The organism is Paenibacillus sp. Marseille-Q4541 (assembly GCF_018310695.1).
In the GTDB taxonomy this organism is placed as follows: domain Bacteria; phylum Bacillota; class Bacilli; order Paenibacillales; family Paenibacillaceae; genus Paenibacillus.
Genome location: NZ_JAGXCY010000065.1, coordinates 1 through 11,765, shown reverse-complemented (window position 1 = coordinate 11,765; position 11,765 = coordinate 1). Strand labels below are relative to the sequence as shown.

Sequence of the window (11,765 nt, the reverse complement as noted above, 5' to 3'; positions counted from 1 at the left end):
ACACTATATTGAGCCTTGTTAATCCAAAAATGATTTATATACAAAAATGATTTATATACAAAAATGATTTATATATATGAAATGAGAGTAGAAGATTTATCTCTACTTGGTTCACTCACAAATGTTGAGTTATTGGGGCTTAAATGGAATACAAAAGCTAACAATTTATGGGACTTACAAAAAAACAATACTTTAAAATCTTTGTGGATAAAAGACTCTCAAAATTAAATGACATAACTCCAATACAGAGAAGTACCAGTTTAGAGTTGTTAGAATTATCGGGTGGCGATTGGAATTCATTAAAACTAAATAGCCTTGAACCACTAAGATTCTGTAGCAATTTAAAATATCTTGGACTTTCAAATATTAAAGTTCAAGGTAATCCCCATGATGGATTGGGACCTATCCGGTTTGCCTCTCGGCTACAATAAAGTTGCTTTATTCTGCGACTAACTCGGACGGGAATCCAGTGAAATTTTGCAAGAAATGCAGCTCAGTAAGCGCGAAAACCGTTGATAAAGCTATTTCTACAGTGAAGTTAGGATTTCGGGGAAAGTTACGTAGAGAATTGAATCGACAAAAGCAAACTGTATAAAAAGTGTTTTTGAAAAGTGGGCATTCCAACTCAATTTGAATTGGAATGCCCACTTACTGTTTTTGGGAACCTGAATACATAGTTCCATATGTAGTTGAATATCAATTTTTGAGCAGGCTTCGGAAGCGCTCATTTTTTAAAGAAAATATAACTAGCCACGCCAAAATTTGTACTCATGAATTCAACAAAAAATCTTCAATATCCTATTACTGTTCCGTTCCTTTTTCTAGAGCGTGAGCAATACTAATCTCCACAAAGTTCAGCACTTCGTCGGATACGGGATATAGTCCTGACTCCATTGTAGAGAGCTTCCTTACTTCCCAAAACTTCTCCATCAATTTTTCGTCTCCATTAAAGGTTTCGTGTGATAACTTCATTAACTCGCAGGCAATGTTATAACCTTCATCAGATTCAGGTGGAACAGATTGCTGTATGCACTGCTCAATCCGGCGCAGCAAAGAGACATATTGCTGAGTGGTCTGGTCATTACTGCTGAGATTGGGTAGTGCTTTTTGTAGAAATGCACTTTCGTCATCGTTGAAGTAATCGATCCACTGTTTAGAAATGGGCTGTACGTTATGGACCAGATGAGAAACCCGATCCCAGGAGAGTGTACCTTCTAGATCTATCATGTTGATCAAAGACGTAGTATTTGCAATACTGCCCTGAAGAGAGGTGAGCTGCTCCTGAAGATGATTATAATGTGCGATTAGAATATGACGAAAAGATAGCTTGTCCATTACATTTTGAATGTCTTCAAGAGGTAGTGATAGTGATTTAAGCAACGTTATCTTTTCGAGAGTGAATAAATCTTCCTCTGAATAATAACGGCGACCGTTATCTTCCTTATAACTCGGTGTTAAGAGACCGATTTGATCATAATAACGTAGCGTTCTAACGGATATGTTCCGCTGTTTGGATATCTGTCCTGTTGTCCATCTACTCATGTTGTTTCTTTCCTCCCTCAAAAAATGCTTGCAGGTGACGTAACGTCACCAAATATCATTAAATTATATCACAGAGGATTGAGGGATTAAGGATGACTAGAACAGAAATATGGAAGAAGATGGATCAGTGGACATGGCGTGAGTTCATTGCATTACTCACACTTGAATTCGTATTCGTAATGTTCGTTATCAAAAACGGGATACAGTCAATGTATGAGAGATGGTTTGGGAATACACTTTATTCAGGGACTCTTACAGGGCTTACCATCGCGATTACACTTTTGTTAGGATTATATTTTGTTGCTTTACGTCCGAAAAAGATGTCGTGGACAGAGGTAGGAGTAAAGGGATTTCCTGCGAGAGATTGGTGGAGGATTGTGCTCTGGACACTGGTTCTCATCATATTCAGTTTGATGGCAGTTTATCTCACGAGTTTTCTTGGAAATACCGTGGATAACAGCAAAACAGAGAGTCTGCGGCAAAGTGTCACATTATTTACCATAATAATTGGTATTGCTTCGGCAGGGATCGTGTCACCAGTCTATGAGGAAATATTTTACCGTGGATTTATATATCGTTGGCTACGGACTCGAGTTAGTATGAGATGGGCGATTATGATTAGCTCGCTAATCTTTACTCTTGCACACTTTCCCACTATGAATGCCATGCCCGTGAATTTTATTAGCGGGGTTGTGTTTGCATGGACCTATGAACGGACGGGATCGGTCGTGCCTGGTATGATCGTTCATGGTGTGTTTAATACGATTGCTGTGTTGTTAACAGTGACGAGTTAGAATATCGGACAAGATGACTTGAGTTAGGCCAGACAAGGATTAAAGTCATATAAATAAAAAGACGAAGCCAGTTATGGCTCCGTCTTTATTAGGTTCGCATACTTTTTTAAACTTAGATAATAAGGTCCTTTTTACAGTTGAACTATTGAACCGAAAATACAGTCTCTAGCTCAGGGATGTATTTCTTGACTATATTTTTGACTTCCACCGGTCCTTTAGCCTCAGCTGGAGTTTCACCTTCGGATACGACTAAGTACGGTTTGATGGTTACGGTACTCGGTAGAGTCTTGAAGGGTTCAAAGCGCATATTATAAGATTCGCTTAAGGGGTGACCACCGAGGGGCTTCAGTTGAACGCCATTTTCATCCACAATGTCATACTGAAGAGCGATGGCGCCCCCGTCATCACCCTTGTATTTCGAAGGGATGGAAGCGAGCATTTCTTCTACGCTCTGACCCGGTTTGGTTTTGTACTCAACGGATAACTGCGTTGTAATTGGAGTGATTTCCAGCTTATTGATCTGCAAGTTAATGTTATCGTGATGCTTGGTCTCCTCTGAAGTAAGAACGGTAACGGACGTTGATTTTGTAACAGGCAGAACGAATTGGAACGGGACATCGTAACCCTTTAATGTTACATTTACAGTCAAGTCAAACTGATCAGGGAACTGGACAGACTGGTTTATGCTTGTATTGTTGGTAACCTGAACCATTATGCTGGAAGCAGTCTCACCGTCCATGTGTTCGTAATCCCAGGCCAGAGGTTGGCCATTATAGAGAACCTCAAACGTATCCACCGCCCCTTTATTGGCATCGGAAGGCGGCGAATTAGGCTCAGAAGCCAGACGGTTTCCAGGAGTGGTTATGTTCATAAGAATTCGGGTCCCGTCAAATAACAACGTTGGAATATTCATAGTCACATTGCCATGGGTCACGCTTTGGTTTACGTTTGTGATGAAATCCTCGGCTTGTTGAACACCGGGATCTCCGTTGTTTTCGCCCCATAATGAATAGATTTGTCCCAGAACCGGAATTTGCTTGAGTGTATCAGCCATTACGGGAGATACAAAGCCGGAACCAATGATGGTAACTCCAAGGATTGTAGCGGCTGCAGTGGATACCCACCATTTATTAATAGTTCTTGAACCCTTTATCTTGCTCTGAATGGGGGAAATGTAATGATCGGTTTCCCTGATGATTTGGTATGTCTCATTCAGCTTGGAGCGTGTAATATCCGATAACTGATCGGGAAGTAGGCTTTGGCAGTTCTTTAATTGTTCTTCTAACTTCGTGTTCACCATGTCGTAACTCCCTTTTCTTGATTGATTTGAGATGAATGTTTTAGCTTTTTGCGGGCGCGATGCAGCCGGGTCTTCACGGCTACCGTAGATATTTCGAGAATGTCGGAAATTTGACTGATCGGCATGTCATGTAAATAATGAAGGAGAATGACAATCCGTAGGTTTTCCTCAAGATGTTGAACGGCATCCCACAATTCGATTTTCTCATAATCCTTGGAAGTGGAAGGGACGTCAGGAAGCTCTCCGTAAGGGAGCGCTCTTGATCTGCTTTTGATGATTTTGTTGCATTCATTAATTAGAATCCGGAAGATCCACGTTTTGAAAAAAGTGGGCTCTCTGAGCGTATGGATGGACTTAAAGGCTTTAAGCATCGTCTCCTGCAGGGCATCTGCACAATCTTCGTCTTTGTTGACGATGGACCTTGCTGTTCTATATAAAGATAACTCTATCTCTTGCATCAACTGCACAAATGCTTCAGGATCCCCGGCTTTGGCTTTGACGACTATAGGTTCTATATGCAATGGTTCACCTGCTTTCTTACTTGAAGTATAGAATGTTTGTAACGTTACATATATTAGATCTCGTAGGTAGCTAGAAGGTTACATGAAAAGAAAACCAACTGCAATGGTTCACCTGCTTTCTTGACTAGAAGTGTAGAAAGTTTGTAACGTTACATATATTAGATCGGGTAGATAGCTAGAAGGTTACAGCTCGTGTTTATTCCACAGTGGATAAGGAATTCTGGACCACCCAATCGTTCGAGATTCATCAGATTTCTTGTTTTACTAAGGTCCAACTTATGAAAAAAAACCAGTGCGACAGCCTGATGTTCAGACTGCTGCACTGGTTTTTTAACTATCTTTCTCCGTTTGCCCATTTGTTGCCCTGCGGCCCTGCGGTAGCAGTTAATAGCCTATAGTTGTTCAGCTCACTCACAGAAAAGGGTTAATATTCATGATAGCTCCAGTGGATCGGTCCAAAGTTACATGAAACCTGCCATCGCTAGTGAGATTGCCTTCGGAAGAAGGGATAATATCAAATACAATTAACGAGTCACTGTAGGGATGCTCTGTTGTTGTGATTTGTACTTCTTGAACACTAACGTCTAGGAATGGTTGAGCCAATTGAATCGCTTTCTCTTTACTTTGGTCTATTGAAATCCATTGATCTTTTTGTGTTTCATTGTTATTTTTTAATTCTTTCCATGCTTTCATGTTGTCGATACCGATTATTTTATTATTATTCCCAACCCATACACGCATATTGTCGTCTGTGGTTACATAAGTTGCGGTGGGTACTTCTCTCTCATCTTGTATAAGTGAAAATCCAGTCAGATTAAAATACTTCTGCAATACCAGAGTAGCTTCTTCCGCAGTATTGACTGTCAGGCTTTGGCTTTGGCCACCTCCAGGCTGCGATAGTTTTACCACTTCCACCGTTTCTTTCAATTGGGCATTCATTGTTTGATCTGTTATTGTAACACTTTCGGTTGGTGCTTGCGCACTTACTAATGAGAATGAGCAGAGAGTTAATGCCGTTCCTAATCCTAATATAGATAAGCGAATAGAATTTTTCTTAGAATGTTTAATCATGAGTATTCTCCTTTTTAGATGCTTGTAATTACCCGATAATCCGACCAAACCTGGATATCTCCGGGCTCTTTGCATAATGCTCCAATAAATTAATGATCGTTTGGTCGTACGATGCTTTGTGTTCAGCATGGATGTGGGATGTATCAACAGATTTCTTCGTTCATAACGATTGCAAATATGATCGAGCTTTATTGTGTTCGTAACGTTACGTATATATTAGATCTCGCAGGTAGCTAGAAGGTTACATGAAAAAAACAATTGTAAGGGTTCACCAGCTTTCTTGATTAAACATTTTAGTATGTTCGTAACGTTACGTATATATTAGATCGGGTAGGTAGCTAGAAGGTTACATGGAAAAGAAACATTGTTTGTGAGACAGGGACCAAACAAGGATAAGGCAAGCAAGCTTGCATCCAAGCTAAAAGTTCCGCACAAGCATGTTGAGATGCGGAACGCTAACGGGCAGGATCATTTGATCATAATTATTCTTTACCTTCATATGGATGTGCTTATTTAGTATCATTAACACAGCAAAAGTTTTAACATAAATTGTAATAAATTATATTTTTTGATATCGAAAGGAGCTACAATGGCTAAAACGAAACGCGGTAAAGGCTTGTGGAATACACCTTCAAAAGGTAGAGGTACCTGTCCGGTTTGCCTCTCGACTAGAATAAAGTTACTTTATTCTGCGACTAACTCGGACGGAAATCCAGTGAAAGTCTGCAAGAAATGCAGCTCAGTAAGCGCGAAAACCGCTGATAAAGCTGTTTCTACAGTGAATTTAGGATTTCGGGGAAAGCTACGTAGAAAGTTGAATCGACTAAAACGAACTGTATAAAAGTGTTTTTGAAAAGTGGGCATTCCAACTCAATTTGAATTGGAATGCCCACTTTACTGTTTTTGGGAACATGAATACGACTCATAGGCAAAATAGTTCCATATGTGGTTGGCTACAACCTACCTGATAAGCACAGTTTACTCTTCGTTTCTTGCCTGCTTTGCTTTTTTATTTTTATGATAAATTCAGCTAAGAGCTCATACGATGTGTAAGAAGGAGTAATTAACATCATGAAATAAAGGGGAGATGCGATTTTGTTATCTTTCTTACTTTTTGTCTTTGCCGTGGCTGCTGCCATTGCGAGTGTAGATACGACATGCGGGCTTAACGTTCTTGGGAGTCTTGACAGTACGAAGGTCAGCAAAACCAAATATGCGTTAGTCTACATCTTCTTCAGCACGATAGGAGGGGTGTTAACCGGACTTCTCATCGGAGGAGCCAATGTACTACTCAAAGGTATTCATCTTGATTTCTACTATCAGCCTGTAATTGTTATCGTCTTTGCTGTTTTCATTGTTCTTGAACTAAGTAACAAAGCAGGACTCCTACCTTCCGGCAATTTCATCGTACCTTCGAAGTGGATTAAGGATGCAGGATACCAAACAGCAGCTTTATGGGGACATATTCTAGGTATGGGTTTCATAACTTTGCAAGCCGGTGTCTTATTCCATTGTTACGTTCTGATTTCTTTATTTGCAGCTCCCTGGTGGCTCAGCGTCGTAGCTGGATTTTGTTTTGGCATCGTCAGAGGGACGGTATTCAGTCTTCCGTTTATTCGAACGATTGTTTATCAAATGCTAGAGAAAAGAGTGTCCCGATACACAGCTCTTACAGCAGCACGACTAACTGCCTCTTACCTGCTCCTCATTGGTTCCATTATTCTCATTATCATAAACTAAATCCTGTAAAAAGGAGTCTGACTGAGTATGAATGAGATTGCGGCCGTCTTTGTTTCATTTCCTATGTTTCTTTCGATCGTCAGTTATATATGGAGTAAAGTCTTCCGTGATCCACATCATTTCCCAGGTAATTCCCATACTCACCTTATCTTGATTATGATGCAATTCATATCGGTTACGCTCCTTTTTGGAGTATCTTCGGTGGCTGGACTACTATTTATATCTCTTCTGTATTTCATTCAAGGCATTGGAGTCGTGTACTTTTTGCTTCGCAATGGAAAGGTAGATTGCGGATGTTTTGGCTCACAAATTCCTTCTAAGCTAAGTTATCGGCTTGCGGCAGGCAATGGGTTGATGACCATCATAAGTCTATATTTGTTTCTATTCAGCCTGACACAGGGGGATACTGGATTCTTTTCTCTATCGCTAGAGGGTCTCATTGTAGAGCTAATGATGATGTTAATAGCGCTGCTGTGTATCGTCGGTGTGCCAGACGCTATCTATGCTATTCGTGCTTATCGTGCTATAGCCGCTACCTATTACGCCAAAATAATGAAATAGAAGGAGTTCAGTCATGTCTACTTTCTTCTGGGTTTCTTATTTGATTTTATGGCTGTTAGTCATTCCACTTGTCATTCTAAATCTCGTATTGTTCAGACAGCTAGGCATTATGATTATGGGAACGGCGAGAGGTGTAAACCAGTCTGGAATACCTGTGGGTAAAAGACTCCCTGTTGCTACCACTTTTCATATAGATGGGACGGAGTGGTCTACAGATGAACTGCTCGGAACCTCAGCCCTGATCTTATTTGGTTCTCCCACCTGTAGAGAGTGTGCTGAAATATTGCCTGATTTTCATCGGATAGCCGAGTTGAATCAAGTAAAGCCTGTTCTTATGTTGTTTTCAACTCCTGAGCTTGCTTCCGATTATGTTCGTAAAATTCAGTACAATGATGACGTTTATATCGTAAGTTCTGAATTAGCACATCATCTAGACGTTCAAGTGACGCCATTTGCCTATGCAATTGATCCGCGAGGTGTTATTAGACATAAAGGGTTAGTAAACAGCCGTGATCAACTGGAGAGTTACATGAAATCTACGAGAGTTTCCTAGGCTGGAGGTGTAACATGTGGCGTAAAGCAATGAACAGAGACGAACAAACGCAAGATTCCATTAGTCGGATTACGCGAAGAATGACACGCAGAACCTGGTTAAACCGGATCTCTCAACAAATAGCGTTGACGCTGGCCAAAATTTTAATTAATCCGAGGGAAGATGTAGCGAAAATATCTTTTCGGGCAGGTGCTTGTTCACCTCCGCATGGTCAATTTTGCAGTGGCTGCGGTGCTGATGGTTCGTGTCCCTCGACTTATGTTACTTGTACGACTTACAATGCGTTAAATGGGTGTAAGGGGTTATGCCCACATCCTTCTGGCTGGTGGTATACAAGCGATCCGGTAGGACTTAGGGCCAAATGTATGGATTGTGTGAGTCAGTATGTAAGTCCATATAGCGGAAACGGATGGTGTTATAAAGGTTCGCAGATTGAAGGACAATATGTAATCTGTGGTTGTAAGTCTACTGTGCAATACTAGTTTATATTGTTAATCATGTTGAATGTACTGAAAAAAGAAGAGCATCCGTAACCTGATTCTATATCAGGTTACGGATGCTCTTTGCTTTATATATAACTTTGGCATTAATTCACGAGCTCAATAAATTTGCTAGCCGCATGGGAAAGGGGTAAGTTGCGCATCGTCATGAGTCCTACTTGGGAAGGTGGCATCTGGATATCTAATTGGATTTCAAAGAGAGATCCTTCTTCCAGTTCCTTGGATATGAATTCTTTGGTTACGTAGGAAATCCCCAAACCTTTACGTGCGAACTCGATTAATAAATCGACACTGCCTACCTCAATTTCAGGTTTAATTTGATATCCGTAACTTTGAAATAGTTCTGTGATGGCCATTCTTACTCGGCTATTCCGTGAAAATAAGATGATGGGATACTGAAGAAGTAAATCTAATGAGAGTACTTTATTTTTCAGTTCAGCATAATGAGCTCCCGCGACAAAGCAATCTTGCAGCTGAATTCCCCCCATTACTTCGATTTGAGGATCAACAATAGGCATGCGAACGACGCCCAAATCAATTTTTCCTTCTTTCAAAAAAGCGATGGTTTCAGGGGTCGTACCATGGTTTAGATGTAATTTGATACCGGGATATTTCTGATGATAGTGTTCTAAGTATGGAAGCATATAGTGCTTGAACAAAGAGTCACTGCCGCCAATTCGTAGCTCTCCACTGTCTAGATTTTTAAGTGCTGCCATTTTTTCTTCTGCTAATGAAATTAAGATCTGGGACTGTTCAATATAGGAATAGAGCGTAGCACCTTCTTGCGTTAAGGAAACCCCTTTTGAGTTTCGGTAAAACAAGGTGATCCCGAAGCTCTCTTCCAATTGTTTAATGGCGTGACTAACACTTGGCTGTGTAATAAACAACGATTTGGCAGCACTAGACAAACTTCCGGTCTTCGCGGCCCAATAGAAAACTTTATATAATTCGTAATTGATCATAGACGTCATCTATATCTCCTGTGAAATATATTAATTACCTGTATACGTGTTATTCGTATTATAGTGGATTACAGGAATCGAAACCAGAGCTAATCACTTAGCTTAGTTGAAAGGAGAAGTAAAATGGAGGCTACCACATTTGTATTGTTTGGAGCGACAGGGGATTTAGCGAAAAGAAAAATATACCCTGCATTGTATAATTTGTTCATCGATCAGAAACTACCTCAATCCTTCTCCGTATTCGGTCTTGGAAGAAGAGAAGTGTCAAATAAAGATTTTCAAGCGAAGGTAGAGCAATCGATCCGAATGTTCTCCAGGCGCGAAGTAATAGATCTGGAAGTATTGAATAAATTTTTACGTGCATTCCGCTATAGTGTTCTGGATGTAAGCCATAAGGAAGATTATTATAAATTACTGCATTTGGTTGAAAATCAGGAAAAAGAGCATGGAAATGTATCTAATCGTATGTTTTATTTATCCGTAGGACCTGAATTTTTTGAAACCATCGCAGCTAATATTCAGGAAAGCGGGCTTGGTTCCGTAACAGGCTGGAAGCGCCTGATGATTGAAAAGCCTTTTGGTCATGATTTGCAATCTGCTCGAGAATTGAATGAAAATCTGTCAAAAGCTTTTTCGGAAGATGAGATATTTAGAATCGATCATTATCTGGGTAAGCCGATGGTACAGAAGCTCGAGGTTCTGCAGAACAATAATCCCGTCTTTAAAGCGCTGTGGGATCATCGTTATATAGCCAATATTCAAATTACCTCGAATGAAACCGTAGGTGTTGAGGAACGAGCAGGTTATTACGATCATGTGGGCGCAGTAAGAGACATGTTCCAGAATCATATGCTCCAGCTGCTCATGATGCTGACGACTCACTCTCCGAACAACACAACGACAGATGATGTCCGGATGAAGAAGAAACTAGTGATGGAATCTCTGGAACACCTCCGCAAAGAAGATGTCAAATCTTCTGTTGTGCGCGGACAATATGGAGAAGGAGTCATTGATGGAAAGAAAGTGGTAGGTTATACATCTGAACCTAACATTCCTAAGGACTCGAATAATGATACATTTATCGCAGCAAAGCTAAAAATAGATGATTATTTTTGGCGTGGGGTTCCGTTTTATATTCGAACAGGTAAAAGAATGAAAGAGAAATCAACTCGAATTGTAATTGAGTTCAAAGAACCGTTAAAACAGGCAGGAGCATCCACTGATAATAGAACGCCTAATCTTCTTGTCTTTGAGATCAGTCCGGAAGAAAAAATTACTCTTCATTTAAATACAAGAGATTCACTAAACAAAGAACAGTTTAAACCCCTGTATATGGACTTTCATGAAAGCCAGGAAAATCCGCCGGAGGCATATGAAAATTTGATTGGGGACGCATTATTCGGAGATTCAACATACTTTGCACACTGGGAAGAAGTTGAGTTGTCATGGAAATGGGTTCAGCCAATTTTGGATTCATATAAAGAGAACCTTGTTCCCCTTCATTTGTATGCGGCCGGGACGTATGGTCCACGTGAATCAGATGAGCTGCTTATGCAGGATGGAAATCATTGGTGGTTTGATGATGAAACAGATTCAAGCATAGAAGAGCAGCTAGTTCGTTTACAGAAAGATCCAGTGCTTCAATAGGGAACTTACATATTCGGTTACGGATATATTTGAAACCTATCCTTTTATACCAAAAAAATGGAGGTAATATCATTATGAAATTTTTTATTGACACAGCGAATCTGGTAGATATCAAAAAAGCTTATAAAATTGGCGTTTTGTCTGGTGTTACGACTAATCCATCTTTGGTTGCTAAAGAAGGTGTGAAATTTGAAGATCGTATCGCTGAGATTTTGCGTGAAGTGCCTGAGGTTGAATCCGTTTCGGCTGAAGTAACGCCTGATGCAGAAACAGCTGAGGATATGATCGCTCAAGCGAATGAACTGATCAAAATCAATAATAATGATAAAAATATTACGATTAAACTTCCGATGACACTGGCGGGATTAGAAGCTTGCCGTTACTTGACGAAAAAAGGAGTGAAAACAAACGTAACGTTAATTTTCACTGTGAACCAAGCGCTTCTGGCTGCACGAGATTGTGCAAAGAATGTATTCCCATTCCTTTGGGGTTTCGGTGATATTTCGGGAGAAGGTGTTCTCCTTGTTTTGAAAATCTCTGAGTTGTTCCATAACCCTAAATTTGATAAAAAAAA

At 40.2% G+C, this 11,765-nt stretch carries 13 protein-coding genes; 8 read left to right on the top strand and 5 right to left on the bottom strand.

All coding sequences use genetic code 11. From position 1 onward, the window contains the following. Nucleotides 1-801 precede the first annotated feature (801 nt). Complete coding sequence (locus tag KFT32_RS26725; protein WP_211750386.1) at nucleotides 802-1,542, bottom strand: MerR family transcriptional regulator; 741 nt, start codon at nucleotides 1,540-1,542, stop codon at nucleotides 802-804. A gap of 92 nt (nucleotides 1,543-1,634) precedes the next feature. Between KFT32_RS26725 and KFT32_RS26720 the strand changes: the two genes are divergently transcribed. Continuing rightward, a complete protein-coding gene (locus tag KFT32_RS26720; protein WP_211750385.1) occupies nucleotides 1,635-2,336 on the top strand; it encodes a CPBP family intramembrane glutamic endopeptidase in 702 nt (233 codons plus the stop codon). Nucleotides 2,337-2,478: 142 nt separating this feature from the next. On the opposite strand, the gene KFT32_RS26715 is transcribed toward KFT32_RS26720, so the two are convergent. The 3 genes from KFT32_RS26715 to KFT32_RS26705 form a co-directional block, all read right to left on the bottom strand. Then, complete coding sequence (locus KFT32_RS26715; protein ID WP_211750384.1) at nucleotides 2,479-3,636, bottom strand: DUF4179 domain-containing protein; 1,158 nt, start codon at nucleotides 3,634-3,636, stop codon at nucleotides 2,479-2,481. Continuing rightward, nucleotides 3,630-4,157: a sigma-70 family RNA polymerase sigma factor gene (locus KFT32_RS26710; RefSeq protein WP_211750383.1), complete on the bottom strand. Its 528-nt coding sequence runs from the start codon at nucleotides 4,155-4,157 to the stop codon at nucleotides 3,630-3,632. Before KFT32_RS26710 ends, KFT32_RS26715 begins: the two co-directional genes overlap by 7 nt. Nucleotides 4,158-4,568: 411 nt before the next feature. Next, nucleotides 4,569-5,228: a hypothetical protein gene (locus KFT32_RS26705; RefSeq protein WP_211750382.1), complete on the bottom strand. Its 660-nt coding sequence runs from the start codon at nucleotides 5,226-5,228 to the stop codon at nucleotides 4,569-4,571. Between the two features lie 589 nt (nucleotides 5,229-5,817). On the opposite strand from KFT32_RS26705, the gene KFT32_RS26700 reads away from it, so the two are divergent. The 5 genes from KFT32_RS26700 to KFT32_RS26680 all read left to right on the top strand — a co-directional run bounded on the left by KFT32_RS26700 (nucleotide 5,818) and on the right by KFT32_RS26680 (nucleotide 8,564). After that, nucleotides 5,818-6,069 carry a hypothetical protein gene (locus tag KFT32_RS26700; RefSeq protein ID WP_211750387.1) on the top strand — a complete coding sequence of 84 codons (252 nt, stop codon included), beginning with the start codon at nucleotides 5,818-5,820 and terminating at the stop codon, nucleotides 6,067-6,069. Between the two features lie 254 nt (nucleotides 6,070-6,323). Then, nucleotides 6,324-6,968: a hypothetical protein gene (locus tag KFT32_RS26695; protein WP_211750381.1), complete on the top strand. Its 645-nt coding sequence runs from the start codon at nucleotides 6,324-6,326 to the stop codon at nucleotides 6,966-6,968. Between the two features lie 27 nt (nucleotides 6,969-6,995). Continuing rightward, on the top strand, nucleotides 6,996-7,529 hold the full coding sequence (locus KFT32_RS26690; RefSeq protein WP_211750380.1) for a MauE/DoxX family redox-associated membrane protein: 534 nt from the start codon (nucleotides 6,996-6,998) through the stop codon (nucleotides 7,527-7,529). A 13-nt stretch (nucleotides 7,530-7,542) separates the two neighbouring features. Next, nucleotides 7,543-8,082: a TlpA family protein disulfide reductase gene (locus KFT32_RS26685; protein WP_211750379.1), complete on the top strand. Its 540-nt coding sequence runs from the start codon at nucleotides 7,543-7,545 to the stop codon at nucleotides 8,080-8,082. Nucleotides 8,083-8,096: 14 nt separating this feature from the next. Beyond that, nucleotides 8,097-8,564, top strand: coding sequence for a hypothetical protein (locus KFT32_RS26680; RefSeq protein WP_211750378.1), 468 nt, complete (start codon nucleotides 8,097-8,099; stop codon nucleotides 8,562-8,564). Nucleotides 8,565-8,668: 104 nt separating this feature from the next. Here the strand turns inward: KFT32_RS26680 and KFT32_RS26675 are convergent, their stop codons facing one another. Beyond that, nucleotides 8,669-9,553, bottom strand: coding sequence for a LysR family transcriptional regulator (locus tag KFT32_RS26675; RefSeq protein WP_211750377.1), 885 nt, complete (start codon nucleotides 9,551-9,553; stop codon nucleotides 8,669-8,671). A 114-nt stretch (nucleotides 9,554-9,667) separates the two neighbouring features. Between KFT32_RS26675 and zwf the strand changes: the two genes are divergently transcribed. Together zwf and KFT32_RS26665 are read left to right on the top strand one after the other, a co-directional pair. Then, nucleotides 9,668-11,191: a glucose-6-phosphate dehydrogenase gene (zwf, locus tag KFT32_RS26670; RefSeq protein WP_211750376.1), complete on the top strand. Its 1,524-nt coding sequence runs from the start codon at nucleotides 9,668-9,670 to the stop codon at nucleotides 11,189-11,191. A 74-nt stretch (nucleotides 11,192-11,265) separates the two neighbouring features. After that, the coding region (locus tag KFT32_RS26665) for a transaldolase family protein (RefSeq protein ID WP_211750375.1) at nucleotides 11,266-11,765 on the top strand (500 nt) is incomplete at its 3' end.

Coding starts and splice junctions, on each gene's coding strand:
- KFT32_RS26705 (WP_211750382.1), bottom strand. CDS start 5,228: ATGATTAAACATTCTAAGAAAAATTCTATTCGCTTATCTATATTAGGA.
- KFT32_RS26690 (WP_211750380.1), top strand. CDS start 6,996: ATGAATGAGATTGCGGCCGTCTTTGTTTCATTTCCTATGTTTCTTTCG.
- KFT32_RS26680 (WP_211750378.1), top strand. CDS start 8,097: ATGTGGCGTAAAGCAATGAACAGAGACGAACAAACGCAAGATTCCATT.
- KFT32_RS26700 (WP_211750387.1), top strand. CDS start 5,818: ATGGCTAAAACGAAACGCGGTAAAGGCTTGTGGAATACACCTTCAAAA.
- KFT32_RS26720 (WP_211750385.1), top strand. CDS start 1,635: ATGACTAGAACAGAAATATGGAAGAAGATGGATCAGTGGACATGGCGT.
- KFT32_RS26685 (WP_211750379.1), top strand. CDS start 7,543: ATGTCTACTTTCTTCTGGGTTTCTTATTTGATTTTATGGCTGTTAGTC.
- KFT32_RS26715 (WP_211750384.1), bottom strand. CDS start 3,636: ATGGTGAACACGAAGTTAGAAGAACAATTAAAGAACTGCCAAAGCCTA.
- zwf (WP_211750376.1), top strand. CDS start 9,668: ATGGAGGCTACCACATTTGTATTGTTTGGAGCGACAGGGGATTTAGCG.
- KFT32_RS26675 (WP_211750377.1), bottom strand. CDS start 9,553: ATGACGTCTATGATCAATTACGAATTATATAAAGTTTTCTATTGGGCC.
- KFT32_RS26725 (WP_211750386.1), bottom strand. CDS start 1,542: ATGAGTAGATGGACAACAGGACAGATATCCAAACAGCGGAACATATCC.